Raw genomic sequence first — 21,698 nt, 5'->3', positions numbered from 1 at the left:
GGCTTAAAAAAAGAGCCGCCGAAGCGACTCTTTAATTTTTCATACTAATTTAAGTTTCTTTTGAATCTTAGGCAATTTTGCCGTGACACTGCTTATACTTTTTACCGCTACCACACGGACAAGGCTCATTTCGACCCACTTTACGCTCGTCACGAACCTCTGGCTGATGAGAGGTTGCAGCCTCGTCACCTTCAGAAAGTGGCGTTTCTGCTGAAGCATGTTGAGCTTGTGCTCTGCGTGCCGCTTCTTCTGCCTGTGCAACACGCTGCGCTTCCATTTTTTCCACTTCTTCTTGCTGCTGAACGCGTACTTTAGAAAGAATGGTAATCACATCAGATTTCAATGCTTCAAGTAAACCTTCAAACAGCTCAAACGATTCACGCTTGTACTCTTGTTTCGGGTTCTTTTGCGCATAGCCGCGTAAATGAATGCCCTGACGCAGGTGATCCATTGCTGCTAAATGCTCTTTCCAAAGAGTGTCTAAGGTTTGAAGCATTACTGACTTTTCAAAGTTTCGAAGCACTTGCTCACCAACAACGGTTTCTTTCTCTTTATAAACAGCAACCGATGTAGCCACAATCTTCTCGCGCAGGGCTTCTTCATACAGCTTATCATCCTCTTCAAGCCACTGCTTCACAGGAGCTTCAAGATCGAAGTCTTTCTTCAGGCGATCTTCAAGGCCTTCAATATCCCACATATCTTCGAGAGATTGTGGTGGAATGTACTCATCGATCACAGCATTTAATACGTCATCGCGGTTTTGCTCGATCATCTCGCTGATATCGTCAACAACCATTAACTCGTCACGCAATTCGTAGACCACTTTACGCTGATCGTTAGCAACATCATCGTACTCAAGTAGCTGCTTACGAATATCAAAGTTACGGCCTTCCACTTTGCGTTGCGCTTTCTCAATTGAGCGAGACAACATCTTCGATTCGATCGCTTCACCTTCTTCCATACCACTCTGGATAAGGCTGGCCATGCGGTCGGAAGTAAAGATGCGTAATAGAGAATCTTCCATCGAGAGGTAGAAACGAGATGAACCCGCATCACCCTGACGACCAGAACGGCCACGTAACTGGTTATCGATACGACGAGACTCGTGGCGCTCAGTACCGATAATGTGTAGACCGCCCGCTTCAAGTACTGCATCGTGGACAACTTTCCACTCCGCTTTAATTTTATCAATTTGCTCTTGGGTTGGGTTTTCCAGCGCTTCAACTTTAGACTGCCAACTACCACCTAACACGATATCGGTACCACGACCAGCCATGTTAGTTGCAATAGTTACCGCCCCCGGCATACCCGCTTCAGCGACAATTTCTGCTTCTTTTTCGTGGAATTTGGCATTCAATACGTTGTGCTTGATCTTCGCTTGTTTAAGCGCATTCGAAAGCAACTCTGACTTCTCGATAGATACCGTACCAACCAACGTCGGCTGACCTTTGGCCACGCGCTCTTTGATGTCTTCGATAATTGCATTGAATTTTTCAACTTCAGTACGATAAACAACATCAGGCATATCGTCACGAATCATCGGTTTATTGGTTGGAACAACAACTGTTTCTAACCCATAAATAGACTGGAATTCAAACGCTTCGGTATCCGCTGTACCCGTCATACCAGACAGTTTGTCATACAGACGGAAGTAGTTTTGGAACGTAATCGATGCCAACGTTTGGTTTTCATTCTGAATCTTCACACCCTCTTTCGCTTCTACAGCTTGGTGTAAACCTTCAGACCAACGACGACCTGGCATAGTACGACCAGTGTGCTCATCAACGATGACGACTTCACCGTCTTCCGTCACAATGTAATCAACGTTTTTCTCAAATAGGACGTGAGCTCGAAGTGCTGCATTGACATGGTGAAGGAGACTTATGTTCGTTGGAGAGTAAAGGGTATCCCCTTCTTCCATCAAACCATTTTTCACCATTAACTCTTCAACAAATTCCTGACCAGTTTCCGTCATGTATACTTGTTTCGACTTCTCATCAATGGTGTAGTGGCCATCACCGCGATACTCTTCTGAATCTTCCTTATCTTGCTGCTTCAAATGAGGAATTAGAGTGTTGATGCGGGTATAAAGGTCTGAACTATCTTCTGCTGGGCCAGAAATAATAAGTGGCGTACGAGCCTCATCGATAAGAATTGAGTCCACTTCATCGACTACAGCAAAGAAGCGTGCGCGCTGTACGCGGTCTTCCGCACGGAACGCCATATTGTCACGCAGATAATCGAAACCAAACTCGTTGTTTGTTCCGTATAGAATATCGGCTTGGTACGCTTCTTTTTTCTCTTGTGGGGGCATGTTTGGTACGTTAACACCAACGGTCATCCCTAAGAATTCGAATAGTGGGCGGTTAGTTTCCGCATCACGTTTTGCCAAGTAGTCGTTCACCGTTACGATATGAACGCCTTTTCCTGGCAGGGCATTTAAATATGCTGGCAGTGTCGCTGTCAGGGTTTTACCTTCACCCGTACGCATTTCTGCTATTTGACCTGCGTTTAGAACCATACCACCAATAAGCTGAACGTCGAAGTGACGCATACCGTAAACTCGTTTCGATGCTTCACGAACCGTAGCAAAAGCTTCTGGAAGTAGTTTATCAAGACTCTCGCCTTGTTCTAGGCGTTCTCGGAATTCAACGGTTTTCGCTTTTAACTCTTCGTCTGAGAGTGCTTCGAAGGCGGGTTCGTAATTATTAATCTCTTTTACAATTTTTCTTAGGCGGCGCAGTGTTCTGTCATTGCGACTGCCAATTACTTTTGTCAGTAGCTTAGCTATCATTTGCTATGAATCTCTCTTTACTCAGATCGGGCCCGATCTACTTTAAATGCCATCAGTCTCTAACAGTTTTTAACTAAGAATACTGAGATAAATCACTTTCCTCAGATATTGTGATGATAACTATAGATTTCAAGGCTTATACCAATTTTGATGGGGCTAGTTTATGAAATTTTACCACTAACAACCAATGACAAGGTCATTTGTTTGAAGCACTCTTTATTTTTAAGCCTAATGTGCTGTAAGTTTATTCGCGTCGCGCTCTATCTTCGTTTCATTCCATTGTCTAAAATAGAGAAGTCTAATCCATTTGAGAATCGCCATGAGAGACCACCGCCCTACCCTCGGAGACGAGATAATCGCTGACTCAAGGTTGTCACAATTACAAAAGCATGCTCAAGAGATCATGATGATCAATAAAGAACTCAAAACGATCTTGCCACGAGGGGCGGAAGATCATTGCCGTGTGGCAAATATTCGCGATGGACAACTCATCATTGAAGTCGCGAGTGCTGGGATAAAAATGAAAATTGACTATGAGCGTCTTTCCATCCTCAATCAACTAAGGTCAAGAGGATTCGCTCGACTTATGGCCGTGAGCGTGCAAATTAACCCTGAACTTTACAAAACTAAAGCTCTCAAGGAAGAAAAGGAAAGTAAAGCTCGTGAGCCTATATCAGAAAATGCCGCGCAATATCTTCAAATGGTTGCTGACGGAGCGTCACCTAAAGTCAAAGCAAGGTTAGAAAGCCTTGCCAAGTTGTCCAAAAAGTAGAATTTATCTATTGGTACTACGGCTGAAATAGATACAAAAAAGCCAGACTTTCGTCTGGCTTTTTCACATATTCAATTTTAGGCAATAACCATATTTGGCTCTGCGAATGCAACTGGTGAAGCTGCGTCTTCTTCGAATGTTACCCATTCCCACGCTTCTTGATCTGCTAATACTGAGCGAAGAAGCTGGTTGTTTAGGCCATGCCCTGACTTGAATGCTCGGAACTCACCAACAATTGGATGACCACACATGTAAAGATCGCCAATCGCATCGAGTACCTTGTGAGTTACAAACTCATTATCAAAGCGGAGACCTTCTTCGTTTAAGATACGGTAATCATCCAGCACGATTGCATTATCGAAGCTGCCACCTAAAACTAGGTTTTGTGATTGCAAGTATTCAATATCACGCATGAAGCCAAAGGTACGAGCACGAGAGATTTCTTTCACAAAACCTTGTGATGAAAAATCAAATACGAGGTGCTGCTCGTCAGACTCAATTGCTGGGTGGTTAAACTCTATCTCGAAATCCATACGGAAACCGTTGTATGGCAGTAGTTCAGCCCACTTATCACCATCTTCAAAACGCACTGGCTTTTTAATGCGGATAAAGCGTTTAAGTGCATTCTGCTCTTCGATACCAGCTTGTTGTAGCAAGAAAACAAACGGGCTAGCACTGCCGTCCATAATAGGAATTTCTGGCGCATCAACTTCAACAATAATGTTGTCGATACCCATACCAGCTAGTGCCGCGTTTAGGTGTTCAACCGTTGAAATACGAATACCTTCGTCGTTCACTAATGCTGTACACAGCATAGTGTCACGGACTGAAGAAGCATCTGCAGGAAAGTCTACTGGTGGGTTAACATCGGTACGACGGTAAACAATACCAGTATTTGCAGCAGCTGGGCGAAGAGTAAGTGTGACTTTACGACCAGAGTGGAGACCCACACCGATTGTTGTCACGATTTCTTTCAGAGTACGTTGTCTGATCATCTGCTAAGCCTCATAAAATGCTACAAATCACGGCCAGTATACTATACCGACCGCGTATCCTACCATAATTTTGAACAGTGTCAAATTACGATAAATGTCTTAATCAGCCTGACGACGTAAGAATGCAGGAATATCTAGATAACCACTTTCTTTATCCGCTTTAGGTGCTGCACTTTGACTTGCACCCGAGCTTGTCGGTGTAGTCGTAGGCTGTTGCGTTACTTGTGGTTTTTCCTGCAAGTTTGGTGCCGGTTTTTCTTCCACTTTACTCGCGCTCGCTTGAGGTGCTGGCGCCGTCTGTGGTTGAGTTTGAGGCTGTGCAACTGGCGCTACTTTCGCTTTGCCACCTGCTACCAAAGTAATGTCAGGCTTTTTCTCGTTACCAATACCCGTTGCAACAACTGTCACACGAATTTCGTCAGCCATATCTGGGTCTAGAGATGTACCGATAACTACAGTTGCGTTATCTGATGCAAATGCTTTAACAGTATTACCTACGGTCTCAAACTCATCCAAACGCATATCTAAACCAGCAGTGATGTTGACAAGCACACCACGAGCACCAGCGAGATCGATATCTTCCAGAAGTGGGCTAGAAATTGCCATTTCTGCTGCTTCTTCTGCGCGGTCTTCGCCTTTTGCTACACCGCTACCCATCATTGCGTGACCCATTTCAGACATCACAGTTCTTACGTCTGCAAAGTCGACGTTGATCATGCCTGGGCGAGTAATAAGTTCAGCAATACCTTGTACCGCATTCTTAAGTACATCATTCGCGCTTGCAAAAGCTTCTAACAAAGTGATGCCGCGACCAAGTACTTTTAGCAACTTCTCGTTAGGAATCGTAATTAAAGAGTCAACTTGCTTAGATAGCTCTTCAATACCCTGCTCAGCAAAGGCTAAACGCTTTTTACCTTCGAAGCTAAATGGCTTAGTTACTACAGCAACGGTTAGAATACCTAGCTCTTTTGCCACTTCTGCAATCACAGGAGCCGCACCTGTACCTGTACCACCGCCCATACCAGCTGCGATAAATACCATATCGGCGCCAGTTAGCTCATCTTTAATTTGATCGCGGTTTTCGAGAGCAGCGTCACGTCCTACTTGAGGATTTGCACCAGCACCTAGGCCTTTTGTGATGTCACCACCAATCTGAATAACGCTGTTTACGCTAGTTTTACGCAGCGCTTGCGCATCCGTGTTGATGCTGATGAATTCCACGCCTTCGATGGATTCACGCACCATGTGTTCAACAGCGTTACCACCGCCGCCACCAACACCAACGACTTTGATTACCGCGTCGTCAGACATTTCCATCATCGGTTCAAACATGTGTTATCTCCGTTTTCCTGCTGCTCAGGTTAAAATTCTTTTTGTATCCAATTACGCAACCGACCAATCAACCCCGTCACTGAAGAGCGAGCAGGCTCGTTGTATTCAGTATCGTCATTAACTTGGCTGTCTTTTGCATAATGAAGTAAACCAACTGCCGTAGAATGATACGGCTCTTTTACATAATCCGTTAGGCCGCTCACCTCTAATGGTTTGCCGACTCTAACTTGGTTGCGGAACACACGCTCCGCACACTCTATCACACCTTCAATTTGAGCCGCACCGCCTGTGAGTACGACTCCTGCAGCTAGGTGATGCTTGATCCCTTCTGCACGCAGTTTATCTTGAACAGTATCGATAGTTTGATTAACCAGTCCCATAAGCTCAGTGTAACGAGGCTCAATGACCTCAGACAGAGTCTGCCTTTGTAAGCTTCTTGAAGGTCGCCCACCTACGCTAGGAACGTTAACCGTATCGTCCTTGCTGACTAACTCACTAAGAGCACAGCCATATTTAACTTTTATCTCTTCTGCATCACTAACGGGGGTACCGAATGCAAATGCGATATCACTCGTTACAGCATTACCCGCATAAGAAAAAACTTCAGTGTGGCGCAGCGCACCGCCTGTCCAAATTGATACGTCCATTGTGCCCGCACCAATATCAACAACGCATACGCCTAGCTCACGTTCATCTTCAGTGATTACGGCATTACTCGCCGCCAAGCCTGAATAAACTAAGTGTTCCACCTTAAGCCCACAGCGCTCAACCGCTTTAATAATGTTTCTTGCCATATCATTGTGGCAAGAAATCAGGTGAACACTAACTTCCATGCGCACACCTGATAAACCTAGTGGATTTTTGATACCTTCTTGGTAATCAATGGTAAATTCCTGCGGGATAACGTGCAAAATGCGTTGCTCGTCACCAATTTTTATCGACTTGGCAGTATGGATTGCTCGATCCATATCTTCTTGAGAAACTTCTTCGTCAGAAATAGTTCCCATGCCTTTTTCAATTCTACTCGCAATATGGCGTCCAGAAATTGAAATATAGACATTGCTAATCTGGCATTCAGCCATTAGCTCTGCTTGGTCTACCGCTCTTTGAACCGACTTTACAACCGATTCTAGGTCATTTACACCACCTTTATCCATCCCGCGGGATGGGCTACTACCGGCACCAATAATATTGATTTGACCATCAGGCAATACCTCGCCTACTAGAGCCGATACGGTCGCAGTGCCTATATCAAGACCAACAATAATGTTGTCATCAGCGGTCTTAGTCATCTGTGTTCTCTTGTTCTAACTCTTGTTCAGGGAACCATCCGATAGAGGCTCCCGTATCATACCTGAGGTCTATATAACTCACCCTTTCAGTTGAGCTACCTAAATTCTTATACAATGTAAAAAAGCGCTCGATTCGCTCTTCTAAAGACTCTTTGCCTAATTCAAGGCGAATCCCATTATCCAGAATGATCTGCCAGGCACGTCTATCATTGAGCACTAAGGAGGTAATCGATAAGTCTAACCCTTCAAAATTGGGCTCGAGATCACGCCAGACCGATAACACCTCATGGTTACTACCCTGAGGGCCATAAAGTTTGACTCGTTCAACTTCGAGCTCACCGATATCGCCATCAAACAATTCACCCGAACTGTTCAATAAAGCGTTACCATTCCAAATTGCTTGCGCTTCATGCTCAGTTAAAAATACTTTGACAGTGTCTGGCCACTGCTTACGTATTGAGGCATGTGACACCCAAGGGATAGATTCAGCTACCTCTTGCAAGACACTTACATCCTGAGACATAAAAGTACCGACGTGGTCTAAGCGCGCAAATGCTTTTTGTACATCATTTGCCGAGACGTAACGCAACTCCCCTTGGAGCGCTATTTTAGACAGGGGAAGACGTTGGTCATCCCACATCCAAGAGACTGTAGAGTATAGGAGTGAGCCAATTAACACTAAAACCGCTAATAAAAAAACACCACCATACGCATGTTCTCTTACTTTTAGGTTAAAAGTTAAACGAGGGCCTTCATTAAAAGCACTTTTAATCAAAGTCCATAGTCCTTGCCGTTAGCTCGTTATTCTATTCCTAATCTCAATTGGTAATAGAGGCAAAAGCACTTACTTTAACCTCCGGATTATACTGGTGAGACCAAAAGTATCAAACATTGAAATTGAGAAATATCCACTTTAAATACAATAAGTGTGCGAATTTACCAAAATCGCAACTTTGCGATTAGGCATTTCTCATCTGGTCGATGTTTAGTTCCAAAGCCGCTAATTGCTTCGCCACTTTACCAACATCACCAGCACCTTGTGTTAGCACCAGATCGCCATCCTGTAAAACGTTGGCAAGAACCGACGGTAACCCCTTGCTATCAGGGACAAAAATCGGATCTAGCTTGCCACGCCCACGAATGGTTCTGCATAGAGCTCGTCCGTCAGCGCCTGGAATCGGCTTCTCACCGGCAGGATACACATCAAGCATGACCAGCACATCAACCTGATCTAATACGTTCGCAAAATCGTCGTAGAGATCTCGCGTTCGGCTATAACGGTGCGGCTGAAAAATCATAACAAGTCGTTTCTCAGCCCAGCCATTTCGCGCCGCTTGGATGGTTACATCCACTTCGGTTGGATGATGACCATAATCATCCACCAGCATAACTTGACCGTTGCCAGTTTCAAATTCGCCCAGGTGGTCGAATCTACGCCCTGTACCTTGAGTTCCAGCCATTGCTCGTAAAATCGCTTCATCTGAAATATCGTCTTCAGTGGCAACCGCAATCGCAGCAGACGCATTCAAAGCGTTGTGTCGACCTGGAATATTCAAGGTAATATCAAGATCAGCTTTACCTTTACGAATCACAGTAAACTTACCTTGCTGACCTTCTTGATGGTAGTTAGCAATTCTCACGTCAGCATCTTCAGAGAAACCATAAGTGATAACCTGACGGCTAATCTTTGGCACTAACTCTCGTACGACTTCATCATCAATACACATGATAGCCTGACCATAAAACGGTAGGTTGTGCAAAAAGTCGATGAAGGTCTGCTTGAGAGTTTCGAAGTCACCACCGTATGTATCCATGTGGTCCGCTTCGATGTTCGTAACAATACTGACCATTGGCTGTAGATGTAGGAACGAGGCATCGCTTTCATCTGCTTCGGCAATAAGAATGCGGCTTGAGCCAAGGCGTGCATTAGTTCCCGCGCTTTTAACCAGACCACCATTAACAAAAGTAGGGTCTAACCCTTCTTCTGAATAAATCTGTGTCACCAATGCCGTGGTGGTGGTTTTGCCATGCGTACCGGCAACTGCTATGCCATGACGAAAACGCATCAGCTCCGCCAGCATTTCTGCACGACGAACCACTGGAATACGAGCCGCGCGTGCCGCTTTAATTTCTGGGTTATTTTCATTAATCGCCGTAGACACGACTACTACGCTTGCTTTCGCAACGTTCTGCTCAGCGTGACCTATAAAAATAGTCGCCCCTTTTTCTGCCAAACGCTGAGTTACTGCATTTTCAGCAATATCCGAACCAGAGATTTGATAACCTTCATTGAGCAGGACTTCGGCAATGCCACTCATTCCCGCTCCACCGATACCAATAAAGTGAATGCATTTAACGCGGCGCATTTCTGGCACCATTGCTCTAATTTGAGCCAAATTTTGTGTATGTTGAACCGTCATTCGTGTTTCTCGTTATTTTGTTAGCGCAATGATAGCGTCCGCAACCACTTGGTCGGCGTCGAGTTTAGCCACAGCTCTTGCTTTACTTGCCATAGCAACAAGCGCTGGACGATCCAAAGCTCGAATTTCATCGACGAGCTTGTCTACTGTCAGCTCTGGTTGCTCTATCATTTTCGCTGCACCACACTCTACAAGGTGATCAGCATTTAACGCTTGCTGTCTGTCTTTGTGCATAAAAGGAATAAAAACGGCGCCCACACCTGCTGCTGACACTTCAGAAACAGTCAAGGCCCCAGAGCGACAAACTAACAGATCCGCCCATTGATATGCTTCTGAAACATCATCAATAAATTCTACCGTGTCTGCCTGATCGACGTTCTTTTCCAAATAGGATTTTTCTACTTCTTGCTGGTTATTTTTGCCAGCTTGGTGACGAATCTCATAGCCGTCACCCAGTTTTGCCATTGCCGCAGGCAAAGTTCTATTCAAGATCTGTGCCCCTTGGCTTCCTCCCATGACCAAAATACGAATTTTTCCATCTCGTTTGGATAATCTTGCTTCGGGTGCTGGGAGGGCAACAACATCCTCACGCACTGGATTCCCGACTACAGGCGCATTAGGAAATGCTCCTGGAAAGGCCTGAAAGACTCTTTTAGCAATTTTTGATAGCCACTGATTGGTCAATCCTGCTACCGCATTTTGTTCATGTAAAACAACAGGGATCCCTAACAGCCAGGCAGCAATCCCGCCAGGGCCACTAACGTAACCGCCCATGCCAAGTACAGCATCTGGTTTCCAACGTTTCATGTGCGCTTTTGCTTGCAAGATAGCGTTGATGATCTGAAATGGTGCCTTAATCAGACGTCCCAGACCTTGACCTCGAAGACCTTTGACTTGAATAAAATCGATGTCGATACCGTGTTTGGGAACTAGATCAGCTTCCATTCTGTCTGCGGTGCCTAGCCAACGAATTTCCCAGCCTTGTTCTTGCAGTTTTTTTGCAACAGCCAAACCAGGAAAAACGTGTCCTCCGGTACCACCAGCCATTACCATCAGTCTTTTATTTTTTTTCATCTGTATCTTTCTTTTCTAGCTCGACCTCTTCAGACAGAAGTCGGCATTCATGATCTATTCGCAATAAAATCGACACCGCGACAGACATAATAATTAAACTTGAACCACCGTAACTAATCAGCGGTAGTGTTAAACCTTTGGTTGGCACCATACCTGCGGCTGCACCGACATTGATCAACGTCTGAAACGCGAACCAAATTCCAATCCCAAAAGATAAGTAGCCACCAAAAAGCTCTCCGCTTTCAAATGCTTTGCGACCAATAAGAATCGCTTTGATAACCAAACTGAATATGAGAACCAAGGCAAGAACAACGCCAACAAATCCGAGCTCTTCTGCTAGAACAGCAAAAACGAAGTCGGTATGAGCTTCTGGTAAGTATTCTAATTTTTGTATTGAGTTACCAAGCCCTTGACCAAACCACTCTCCTCGACCAAAAGCCATGAGCGACTGGGTTAACTGATAACCGCTACCAAATGGATCTTCCCATGGGTCTAAAAACGATGTTACCCGGCGCCAGCGGTATGGTTCAAAATAGATCAATGCTGCAACTGACATAAGGCCAACAACCATTAATGCCAGAAACTGAGTTAACTTTGCCCCGGCAATAAACAGCATACCGAATAACGTCACCAGCATTACCACGACCGTACCCAAGTCAGGCTGGAGAAGCAGCAGCACCGCTAACGTCGCGAATACTATGATCGGTTTGATGAAGCCGCCAAAAAAACTCGACCTCACCTCTTCACTCTTTCTCACCAAATAACCAGACATAAAGATAAACAGTGAGAGCTTTGCCACCTCTGCTGGCTGCAAGTTAAAAAGTCCTAACGGTATCCAACGCGATGCACCATTCACGGATTTACCAGCAACCAGAACAATAAACAGCAGAGCAACAGAAATCAGCAGCAGCCACATACTGTACTGGAACCACTTTTTCAACGGCACCTGTACCACAACAGCCGACACACCTAGAGCCAACAGCAGAAATATCGCATGGCGGAACATAAAGTGAAACGGCTGGTCTGTGAGACGAGAGCTGATCGGGAACGATGCAGACGTCACCATCACTAGGCCTGTTAACATAAGCCCGAGAGAGATCCAAACAAGCTGTCTGTCAAACAGCGCTTCCGGAGAGGCGGTTGTTATCCAGCTTTTCACGCGACCAATAAGGTTCTTTATATGCATAGTTTCCGATAAGCTTAGGCGTAAGTCTGCGCAAGTTTGGTGAACGCATCACCACGAGCCATAAAATTGTTGAACTGATCAAAGCTGGCGCAAGCAGGGGAAAGTAATACCATATCACCTTCAACTAACTTCGGTGACAACCACTCGACGACTTGTGCCATAGTGTCAAAACACTTTGCACTTGAATGAAGTGGCATAAATTGCTCACCATCCTCGCCAAAACAACACAATTGCAAATTAAGGTTAGCAAAAATAGGTGACAGCTCTGAGAAATCAGCGCCCTTGCCTACACCGCCAACAAGCAGGTACAGCCTGCCTTTTAGAGCCAACCCAGACAGCGCCGCCAGAGTGCTGGCAACATTGGTCGCTTTAGAGTCATTGACCCACTTAACGCCTTGATTATCCGCAACAACCTGGCATCGGTGTGTCAGACCGTTGTAAGACTTAAGTGCATTCATCCCAAGCTCTAGATTGACCCCTGCTTCGCTAAGAAGAGCCAAAACCACCAATACATTAGCTACATTGTGTCGACCGACCAAAGTCAGTTCGTCTGTGGCCAATAGCGCTTTACCTTGGCGACAGATGTACTCTCGACCGCCGATAAATGCCACACCAAACTGAGTGGATTTTGTTAGGCTAAATTCAACCAGATTCTTGTTGGACGCATCAGGATAGGTCGCACAATCATCGCCATTAACAATGCAAGACTCGGCATGATCAAAAATACGCAGTTTGGCTTGGCGATAGTCCGCCATTCCTTCATAACGATCCATGTGGTCTTCTGAAAGGTTAAGGAAGGCTGCCGCTTTAAGTTTCAGAGACGAAGTCGTCTCTAGCTGAAAACTGGATAACTCAAGAACGTAGAGATCAGCCTCTTCATTCAACAGCTCTAACGCGGGAACACCGATGTTGCCACCCACTCCCACTTTAAGGCCGCTAGCTTTCGCTACAACGCCTGTAAGGTCGGTAACCGTGCTTTTCCCATTAGAGCCAGTAATAGCGATGACAGGTTTATCTACGTTCCAAGCAAACAGCTCGATATCTCCCACGACAGGAATACCTGCTGCCAAGACTTTCTGAATTTCAGGCGTTGCTAAGGCTATGCCGGGGTTTATCACCACTAAATCAGCGGCGAGTAACCACTCTTGATGCCAACCACCAGAATGCAGCTCTACACCTTCAGGCAACGATTCCTTACCAGGTGGGTTCTTTCGCGTATCGATAACTTTAATCGTTAATTCACTAGGCAATTTTGCCAGGTATTTAACGACAGAGAGCCCGGTAATACCGAGCCCTACAACAACGACACTATGAATATTTTGCCAACGATCCATGGTCATAGATTACTTTTACCTTTAACGTACTTTGAGTGTCGCCAAACCGACCAAAACAAGAACGATAGAAATTATCCAAAAACGGACGATAACTCGTGGTTCCGGCCAACCTTTCAGTTCGTAGTGATGGTGAATTGGTGCCATACGGAAGATGCGTTGGCCCCGCAGTTTGTACGATCCTACCTGTAAAATAACCGACAATGTTTCCATAACAAAAACACCACCCATGATGACAAGAACGAACTCTTGACGGACTAGTACGGCGATCGTACCCAGCGCACCGCCTAAAGCAAGTGAGCCTACATCACCCATAAACACTTGTGCTGGGTAGGTGTTAAACCACAAGAAGCCCAACCCTGCCCCGACAATGGCAGTACACACTACCACCAGTTCTGACGCTTCAGGAACGTAGGGAATATGTAGGTAGTTGGCAAAATTCACGTTACCCGTTGCCCATGCAATCGCAGCAAAGCCCGCCGATACCAACACAGTTGGCATAATTGCCAATCCGTCTAAGCCATCGGTCAAGTTAACTGCGTTACTGGTACCCACAATCACGAAATAAGTCAGCACAATGTACATCAAACCCAGTTGCGGCATGATGTCTTTAAAGAAAGGCACCACCAGCTGTGTTGCTGCCGTATCTTTACCATGCGCGTAAAGCGCAAAAGCAACCACTAGTGCAATCGCTGACTGCCAAAAGTACTTCCAGCGTGCAATAAGGCCATCGGTATTTTTACGCACCACCTTACGGTAGTCATCCACAAAGCCGACAATTCCATAACCCACAAGCACTGCGAGCACTGCCCAAACGTATGGATTAGACAAATCAGTCCACAATAATACCGTGGTCACGATCGCCGTTAAGATCATGATACCGCCCATTGTTGGGGTACCACGTTTACTAAAGTGCGATTCTGGACCTTCGTTACGAACAACCTGGCCAATCTGAAGCATTTGTAAGCGACGAATCATGCGAGGCCCCATCCACAGGGAGATACCTAACGCAGTAAGTACACTGACAATAGCTCGAAATGACAGATATTCGAATAAGCGGAAGAATGAAAAATATGGCTGTAGCAGCTCGGCAAGCCAAATGATCATGAATACATCTCCTTTAAAGCGCCAGCTATCTTACTCATTCCCGCACTATTCGCCCCTTTGACTAATAATGTCTGAGGCTCTTGGTGCAGAGCTAGCTGATGCTTAATAAACTCAATCATACTTTCATGAGTATCAAAGTGCGTACCTTGGCAAACATCACTGATTACTTTTGCATCAGTGCCATAAGTCAGCACGTGTTCAAATTTGAATGGGGCAGCATATTCCCCGACTTGACGGTGAAGTGCAAGACTTTCGTCGCCTAACTCCGCCATATTGCCCAAAATTAACCAACGAACGCCAGCAAAGCCAGTTAACAGATCGGCTGCTGCTTTCATCGCAGGCACACTGGCGTTGTAGCTGTCATCAATCAATTTAATATTTTCTGAAAGGCTTACCGCTTCCACTCGACCCTTCACTTTGCCTAACCTTGCAAGGCCCAGCTGAACCATCTCTATCGTTGCACCTAATTCTAGTGATAACGCTGTCGCTGCCAACGCATTGGCAACATTATGCTGGCCCATAATATTCAGCGTAACCTGACACTCTGTCTGAGGTGTCACGAGAATGAAAGAAGCCTCACCATTGCCATTAACCTCGACGTTGCGAGCAAAGAAGTCGGCTTGATCATTGTGTACAGAGAATGTCTTGATGGTTTTGTCTGCCAACACCTCATCCCAATAATGACCACCATTACTATCTAGGTTAACAATTGCGACTGAGCCTGGCTGTAACCCTTGGTAAATCTCACCTTTGGCTTGCTTAACGCCCTCAATAGAGCCAAAACCTTCTAAATGCGCAGCGGCCACATTGTTAACAAGCGCCACATCTGGCTGAACGAGCTGTGTTGTGTAAGCTATCTCACCGAGATGGTTCGCACCGAGCTCTATCACAGCGAAATCGTCTTCCGGTGTTGAGCGTAACAGCGTCAGCGGCACGCCAATATCATTGTTGAAATTACCCGCAGTAAACAGCACCTGACCTTTTTGCGCCATAATGCTCGCGACCATCTCTTTCACGGTGGTTTTACCACAGCTGCCAGTGATCGCGACGGTTGGAGTTTGGCATAGTTGATGAACAAATTGCCCTAATTGTCCAAGCGCAGCCTTGGTATCTTTAACAAGCAATTGAGGCGTATCAGTATTGATGGATTTACTAACCAATAACGCACTAGCACCCGCTTCAATTGCCTTATCTGCAAAGTCGTGAGCGTCAAACCGCTCTCCAACCAATGCCACAAATAATGAGCCAGAATCAATCGTTCGAGTGTCAGTTGAAACTTTGTCGATCGCAACGTCACTACCAACGAGTTGTGCGTCCAATACCTCAGCAAGCTGAGAAAGCATTAGAGTGATCATAGGTTGGCCTCCAGTAACTGCTGCGCGGATTCTCGATCAGAGTAATGAACCGTTTCTGTTGCAAGTACTTGATAATCTTCGTGACCTTTGCCAGCAAGAAGGATTATGTCGCTTTCGTCACCCTGTGATAAAGCATATTGCAGTGCTTTGTATCGCTCGTGTTCAACCACAGCCAGATTCGGGTAGTTCATACCTGCTAGCATATCTTTTACTATCGCTTGTGGAGATTCACTACGCGGATTGTCATCCGTAAGAATGACCTTATCAGCTAGCCTCTCACCAATTTCTGCCATCATTGGGCGTTTCCCTGCATCGCGGTCACCGCCACAACCGAAAATTGCCCAAAGCTTGCCTTTACAGTGAACACGCAGGGCCTTTAACGCCTTTTCCAACGCGTCAGGAGTATGGGCATAGTCAACCACCACTTTCGCTTTCCCTTCAGATTGAAACAGTTCCATTCGGCCTAATACAGGCTTTAACAGATGAGCACTGTTTACCAGGCTCTCTTTATCTAACCCTAAAGCGAGGAGCGTGGTAAAGGCCACTAGAACATTATTGGCGTTAAACTCACCAATCAACGGTACTGTCAGCGTTCCGTCACCGAAGTGACCAGAGAACGAAAGGGAGATTCCTTGTTCCGAGTACTCTACCTGTGTAGCGAAAACTGCCGGTTCACTGTTGAGCGGCTTCAGTGAGACCGATATTGCGTTGTTAAGCTGAGCAGCCCATTTAGCGCCCACACTATCATCAACATTAATCACCGCAGTTTGACATTCGTGTTCCGTAAACAAAGAGAATTTGGCGCGCTCGTACTCTTCCATGGAGCCATGATAATCGAGGTGATCACGACTCAAATTAGTGAAAACCCCCACGTGGAATGGCAGAGTTTTGACTCTTCCTTGGACCAAACCATGAGATGAGATTTCCATTGCGGTGTATTTAGCACCCAAGCATTCCAAGTCAGAAAGTGTATGCTGGATTTCAATCGCACTACCAGTGGTGTTCACAGCGGGTTTTAACCCGTCGAGGAAACCATTACCTGTCGTACCCATCACAGCAGCTCGTTGTTCCACAAGCCCAAGCCACTGGGCTATCAATTGGGTAATAGTCGTTTTCCCATTCGTGCCAGTGACACCAATCAACTGCATATCATTCAGTGGGTATAGCTGACTGGCTAACGCAGAAAGTTCTAGATTCAAATGTTCAATATAGACAACCGGAGCGCCATTGATAATATCGATAGAAGCGTGAGGATGTGTCTCGTCAGCTTGAGCAATAACAGCGTTTGCTCCAAGCTCAATCGCAGAAGCAATGTAATTACGGCCATCAACAGCGTGACCTTTAATTGCTACAAACGTAACACCTTTAGTGACTTTTCGGCTATCCAGCTCCAAATGAGAGATAGCAAGGTCAGCAGAGTCACTAGCGGTTAAGTCTGCCCATGGCGCGAGTAATGTCGACAGTGTGATATGTTTAGACATAGAGTGTCTCAATTATTTATCTTTAAAACGGTTCTCATCAGGGGCGACATTCATAATTTGTAGCGTCCCTTTTAAAATTTCAGCAAACACAGGGGCTGCGACAGAGCCGCCGTAATAGTTATCGCCCTGCGGCTCATTGACAACCACAACCAGCGCCACACGCGGGTCACTTGCAGGCGCGACCCCAGCGGTATACGCAAAGTACTCGTCTCCATAACCACCAGCGATCGCTTTACGTGATGTACCTGTTTTGGCTGCTATTCGATAACCAGGAACAGCCGCTCTGGTGGCAGTACCGCCTGGCTGTGTCACGGTTTCTAACATTGCCAATACTTTACGAGCGTTTTCACGACCTAACACCTGTTTTGAGAAGTCTTGATCGTTATTTTCAATGATATGAATAGGCTGGTATTTACCTAAGTTACCCAGTGTTGCGTAAGCGTGAGCTAATTGAAGCGGAGTGATAGTCAGACCATAACCGAAAGATAACGTCGCAATTTCAAATTTTGACCAACGACGTCGGTTGGGGAAAATACCCTGCGTTTCACCGACTAGGTTAAGTCCTGAAACCTCACCAAAGCCAACTGAGCTGTACATGCCTAGTAAAGCCTCTAGAGGCATGTCTAGCGCGAGTTTAGCCACACCAATGTTACTCGACTTTTTAAGAATGGTTGTTAAATCGGCTTTGCCCACCTTAGACGTATCTCGTACTCGGCTACCACCAATTCGCATGATGCCGCGCCCCGTATCGATGATAGTATGATCGTCGGCGACACCGTTTTCTAACGCAGCCAACACCACAAAAGGCTTGATAGTCGAGCCGGGTTCAAAGGCATCCGTTATTACTCGGTTACGCATTTTGGCCGACTGTAAATCAGAACGATTGTTTGGGTTGTAAGAAGGCGCGTTGACCATCGCGAGTACTGCCCCGGTTTTCACATCCAGAACGACCGCAGACCCAGATGTCGCGCGGTAGTCGGCGACCGCTTGCTTAATGGCTCTGTAGGCAATGGCTTGGATTCGTTGGTCTACCGTCAATTCCAGTGGCTTACCTTCTTCTCTTTCTTCCAGAGAAATATTCTCGACCACGCGACCATATCGATCTTTACGGATAATACGTTTACCCGCTTCACCAGTTAGCCACTTGTCATAGCTTCTCTCAACACCTTCAAGGCCATGGCCATCAATACCTGTCACACCTACTAAGTGGGCACTAACTTCACCCGCTGGGTAGTAGCGACGAGATTCGGCTTTTAGCCCCACCCCCGCAAGCTTTAGCTCACGGATGTAATGTGCCATCGCGGGACTTACTTGGCGCTGAAGATAAATAAAGCGACGCAACTTATTGGAGTTAATTTTGTCGATCAACTCATCGCGTTTTAACCCTAAGACGTCAGCTAATGCATGCCAACGATCGATATCTTTCAGTCCACCTTGCTTGAAGATAGTGACAGGATCGGCCCACACAGCTTCCACTGGCACACTGACAGCGAGAGGCTCACCATTGCGATCTGAAATGATCCCTCGGGCAGAGTGCAGCGTTTTTGCTCGGACTGAACGCAAATCGCCTTGTTTGATCAGGTTATCTGGCTCAACAATTTGGATATAAGCAATACGACCGACCAGTGCCGCAAATGCCACAAAGACGAAAAATAGCACCAAGTAAAAGCGCCAACGAATCAATGTTTGAGGCTGTTCGCTCTCTGTTTTTTTAACCGGAGTAACTTTTTTTGAGCTCATGGGAGATGAATTATGACTTCTTTGTCGGACTCAGGACGTTTCATTTCAAGGTCCTGTTTAGCTACCGCCTGCACTCGGCTATGTTCAGCCAGCGCGGTTTCTTCGAGAAGTAAATTACGCCATTCATTATCTAACCTTTCACGCTCTACTAATGCTTGATCTTTTTCTGTTACAGCTTGTCGGGTGTGATGAGTAGTAAATACCACACCCATTGCGCTAGAAAAGATCAGTACAAGTAAAACCAGAGGCACTCGACCAACAGTCAAGAGGTCAAGTGCTATAACTTTCGCTAGATTATGGTTCGGCTTACTCATTCGCAATTAAAGTTTTTCGGCAATACGTAATACGGAGCTACGCGATCGAGTATTAACGTCGATCTCTTCTTTCGAAGGCTTAATCGCTTTACCAACAGGTTTGAGGTTTGCGCTACCAAGTGCCTTAATCTGATCTTCCGTTAGAGGAATTCCATGCGGTACTTCTGGTCCTTTACTCTCTTTACGAATAAAACGCTTAACCATACGGTCTTCAAGTGAGTGGAAGCTGATGACAGACAATCGTCCTTCAGGAGCGAGAATGCTTGCCGCACCTTTCAAGGCGATATCAATTTCTTCAAGCTCGCTGTTGATATAAATTCTGAAAGCTTGGAAAGCGCGAGTTGCAGGATGTTTTTTCTCTTTGAAGCTCTTAGGTGCAGCATCTGAAATTAACTTTGCCAACTGACCTGTACGGGTTAACGGCTCATTTTCTTCGTTCTCACGGTACGCAATAATGGCCTTGGCAATACGACGAGCATGTTTGTCTTCACCAAATTCACGAATAACCCAAGTGATGTCGTCAAGATCGGCTTCCATGAGCCACTGAGAAACAGGGATACCGGATGTTGGATCCATACGCATATCCAACGGACCATCTTTCATAAAGCTAAAACCACGTTCGGCATCATCTAGCTGGGGCGAAGACACACCAAGGTCAAGTAGCACGCCATCGACTTGGCCTACCAAATCGTATTCTTGAGCATACTGAGCCATCCCTGAAAAAGGTCCATGAATAATGGTAAAGCGTGGGTCATCAATGGTTTTTGCTTCTGCAATAGCTTGAGGGTCGCGATCAATACTGAACAAGCGGCCATTCTCACCCAACTTCGACAAGATCTGGCGGCTGTGGCCACCTCGGCCGAAAGTACCATCGATGTACGTGCCATTCGGCTTAATCGCTAACCCATCGATTGATTCATGAAGTAATACAGAAATGTGTTTAAAGGCTTCGGTCATAGTACTCTCGTTTCAGCTTCACGGTGCTGGGGTCTTCAGTGTACTGATTTAAGAGGCTATCGCCACCTCAATGCAGTACGAACACGTGATTTTGCGCTAAGTTTAATGCTTACAAAATAAATTAGGTCAATATAAAGCAAAAAACCCATCATAACAGTGAAGTTACGATGGGTTTCGAATAGGTGGAGCCGACACATAAGCCGGGTTCTGTTCCGCTTGCGCGGCGGTAGCCATTCGTCTAGGCCAGCAATCGCTCACTGGCTCGAGCAACCTACCCGCCTCCTTACGCGAGCAACGCAATGTGGAGGCCTATTTGGTCTTGCTTCAGGTGGAGTTTACCCTGCTACGAACTATTGCTAGTCGTCCGGTGCGCTCTTACCGCACCCTTTCACCCTTACCTGTACCCTAGGGGCCATCGGCGGTCTTCTCTCTGCTGCACTTGTCGTGGGCTTGCGCCCCCCAGGCGTTACCTGGCACCTTGCTCTATGAAGCCCGGACTTTCCTCCCCTTTGTCAGTCTCCCGAAGGACATCAACAAAGCAGCGACTACCCAGTCAGCTCCGAGGGCGAATTGTATAGAGATTGATGGTGACTGTCTAGCTAGATCACAAATTCAATGAACGGGGTCGTCTGTTCGCTTACATTTCCACCAAAACTAAGACAACCACCACGGTTTGGTTAATCTAAATTCTCAAGCCCCCACTTATACAGAGCATTTTTCTTCAAATTGTAGATTTCTGCGGCTAAAGCTGCGGCCTTCTTTAGTGGTAACTCTTTCGTCAAAATGGCTACCGTTCTGGTCGCTTCTTCAGGCAACGTTTCTTCAGCTGAAGAACGGAAACCGTGGATGAGAAGTGCCATTTCACCTTTTCTCTGGTTTTCATCTGACTTGACCCATTCAACAAGCTCACCTAATGGCATCCCTTGAATTGTCTCAAATGTTTTCGTCAATTCACGCGCCAGTACCACTTCACGGTCTGGACCAAGAATTTCGAGCATATCCTCCAGTGAATCCACGATACGATGCGGAGATTCATAGAAAACACACGTGCGCTCCACTTTCGCGATCTCAAGAAACTTATCTTTTCGACCTTTACTTTTCGCTGGTAAAAAACCTTCAAAGCTAAAGCGATCTGACGGCAAACCAGAGGCACTTAATGCAGTCACAACAGCACACGCACCCGGCAGAGGGACAACTTTAACGCCTGCCTGACGACATTGAGTCACTAGATGGTACCCTGGGTCACTAATTAATGGTGTTCCGGCATCCGAAACCAACGCAATTGAGTGACCAGCTAAAAGTTTTTCAACCAATACTTGCGCTTTTTGCTGCTCATTATGATCATGTAATGCAAATGTTTTAGTATGAACCCCAAAATGAGACAATAACTTTCCTGTGTGGCGTGTATCTTCTGCAGCGATCATGTCAACATTAGAAAGTACGTCTAGCGCACGTTGAGTGATATCGCCTAAATTGCCAATTGGAGTAGGCACAATGTAGAGAGTTGGGACCTCTGCTGGTAAGGTTTTGTTATCTGTCATTTGTTTA

General features: G+C 46.0%; 17 protein-coding genes and 1 other RNA gene. 1 reads left to right on the top strand and 17 read right to left on the bottom strand.

Features of this window, described 5'->3' with window-relative positions:
• Window positions 1–67: 67 nt before the first annotated feature.
• Window positions 68–2,794, bottom strand: a complete 2,727-nt coding sequence (secA, locus tag VNE01S_RS04970) for a preprotein translocase subunit SecA (protein ID WP_053396697.1) — start codon at window positions 2,792–2,794, stop codon at window positions 68–70.
• Between the two features lie 319 nt (window positions 2,795–3,113).
• Between secA and VNE01S_RS04965 the strand changes: the two genes are divergently transcribed.
• Complete coding sequence (locus VNE01S_RS04965) at window positions 3,114–3,566, top strand: DUF721 domain-containing protein (protein WP_053396696.1); 453 nt, start codon at window positions 3,114–3,116, stop codon at window positions 3,564–3,566.
• Window positions 3,567–3,643: 77 nt separating this feature from the next.
• Here the strand turns inward: VNE01S_RS04965 and lpxC are convergent, their stop codons facing one another.
• The 16 genes from lpxC to rsmI all read right to left on the bottom strand — a co-directional run bounded on the left by lpxC (window position 3,644) and on the right by rsmI (window position 21,691).
• Window positions 3,644–4,561, bottom strand: a complete 918-nt coding sequence (gene lpxC, locus VNE01S_RS04960; RefSeq protein ID WP_053396695.1) for a UDP-3-O-acyl-N-acetylglucosamine deacetylase — start codon at window positions 4,559–4,561, stop codon at window positions 3,644–3,646.
• A gap of 99 nt (window positions 4,562–4,660) precedes the next feature.
• Entirely contained in the window at window positions 4,661–5,893 is a 1,233-nt protein-coding gene (gene ftsZ, locus VNE01S_RS04955) for a cell division protein FtsZ (protein ID WP_053396694.1), read from the bottom strand.
• Between the two features lie 29 nt (window positions 5,894–5,922).
• The gene (ftsA, locus tag VNE01S_RS04950) at window positions 5,923–7,185 is read right to left on the bottom strand and encodes a cell division protein FtsA (RefSeq protein WP_053396693.1); all 1,263 of its coding nucleotides are present in this window, start codon (window positions 7,183–7,185) and stop codon (window positions 5,923–5,925) included.
• On the bottom strand, window positions 7,178–7,960 hold the full coding sequence (locus VNE01S_RS04945) for a cell division protein FtsQ/DivIB (RefSeq protein ID WP_053396692.1): 783 nt from the start codon (window positions 7,958–7,960) through the stop codon (window positions 7,178–7,180). Before VNE01S_RS04945 ends, ftsA begins: the two co-directional genes overlap by 8 nt.
• A gap of 184 nt (window positions 7,961–8,144) precedes the next feature.
• Window positions 8,145–9,605, bottom strand: coding sequence for a UDP-N-acetylmuramate--L-alanine ligase (gene murC, locus VNE01S_RS04940; protein ID WP_053396691.1), 1,461 nt, complete (start codon window positions 9,603–9,605; stop codon window positions 8,145–8,147).
• Window positions 9,606–9,617: 12 nt separating this feature from the next.
• Entirely contained in the window at window positions 9,618–10,679 is a 1,062-nt protein-coding gene (murG, locus tag VNE01S_RS04935) for an undecaprenyldiphospho-muramoylpentapeptide beta-N-acetylglucosaminyltransferase (protein WP_053396690.1), read from the bottom strand.
• On the bottom strand, window positions 10,666–11,865 hold the full coding sequence (gene ftsW, locus VNE01S_RS04930; RefSeq protein WP_053396689.1) for a cell division protein FtsW: 1,200 nt from the start codon (window positions 11,863–11,865) through the stop codon (window positions 10,666–10,668). Before ftsW ends, murG begins: the two co-directional genes overlap by 14 nt.
• A 14-nt stretch (window positions 11,866–11,879) precedes the next feature.
• Window positions 11,880–13,199, bottom strand: coding sequence for a UDP-N-acetylmuramoyl-L-alanine--D-glutamate ligase (gene murD, locus VNE01S_RS04925; protein ID WP_053396808.1), 1,320 nt, complete (start codon window positions 13,197–13,199; stop codon window positions 11,880–11,882).
• Between the two features lie 21 nt (window positions 13,200–13,220).
• Window positions 13,221–14,303, bottom strand: a complete 1,083-nt coding sequence (gene mraY / locus VNE01S_RS04920; protein ID WP_053396688.1) for a phospho-N-acetylmuramoyl-pentapeptide-transferase — start codon at window positions 14,301–14,303, stop codon at window positions 13,221–13,223.
• Window positions 14,300–15,658, bottom strand: a complete 1,359-nt coding sequence (gene murF / locus VNE01S_RS04915) for a UDP-N-acetylmuramoyl-tripeptide--D-alanyl-D-alanine ligase (RefSeq protein WP_053396687.1) — start codon at window positions 15,656–15,658, stop codon at window positions 14,300–14,302. The genes mraY and murF overlap by 4 nt, the downstream gene beginning before the upstream one ends.
• Window positions 15,655–17,139 carry a UDP-N-acetylmuramoyl-L-alanyl-D-glutamate--2,6-diaminopimelate ligase gene (gene murE, locus VNE01S_RS04910; protein WP_053396686.1) on the bottom strand — a complete coding sequence of 495 codons (1,485 nt, stop codon included), beginning with the start codon at window positions 17,137–17,139 and terminating at the stop codon, window positions 15,655–15,657. The genes murF and murE overlap by 4 nt, the downstream gene beginning before the upstream one ends.
• Window positions 17,140–17,151: 12 nt before the next feature.
• Window positions 17,152–18,879 carry a penicillin-binding transpeptidase domain-containing protein gene (locus tag VNE01S_RS04905; RefSeq protein ID WP_053396685.1) on the bottom strand — a complete coding sequence of 576 codons (1,728 nt, stop codon included), beginning with the start codon at window positions 18,877–18,879 and terminating at the stop codon, window positions 17,152–17,154.
• Window positions 18,876–19,193, bottom strand: coding sequence for a cell division protein FtsL (gene ftsL / locus VNE01S_RS04900; protein WP_053396684.1), 318 nt, complete (start codon window positions 19,191–19,193; stop codon window positions 18,876–18,878). Before ftsL ends, VNE01S_RS04905 begins: the two co-directional genes overlap by 4 nt.
• A gap of 6 nt (window positions 19,194–19,199) precedes the next feature.
• A complete protein-coding gene (rsmH, locus tag VNE01S_RS04895; protein WP_053396683.1) occupies window positions 19,200–20,150 on the bottom strand; it encodes a 16S rRNA (cytosine(1402)-N(4))-methyltransferase RsmH in 951 nt (316 codons plus the stop codon).
• Window positions 20,151–20,330: 180 nt separating this feature from the next.
• Window positions 20,331–20,711: RNase P RNA component class A (rnpB, locus tag VNE01S_RS04890), an RNA gene on the bottom strand.
• A 116-nt stretch (window positions 20,712–20,827) separates the two neighbouring features.
• Window positions 20,828–21,691 carry a 16S rRNA (cytidine(1402)-2'-O)-methyltransferase gene (gene rsmI / locus VNE01S_RS04885; RefSeq protein WP_053396682.1) on the bottom strand — a complete coding sequence of 288 codons (864 nt, stop codon included), beginning with the start codon at window positions 21,689–21,691 and terminating at the stop codon, window positions 20,828–20,830.
• Window positions 21,692–21,698: the final 7 nt, after the last annotated feature.

This window comes from Vibrio nereis NBRC 15637, assembly GCF_001591105.1.
In the GTDB taxonomy this organism is placed as follows: Bacteria; Pseudomonadota; Gammaproteobacteria; order Enterobacterales; family Vibrionaceae; genus Vibrio; species Vibrio nereis.
The sequence above is the reverse complement of the archived record's forward strand: the minus strand, read 5'-3'. Positions and strand labels throughout refer to the sequence as shown.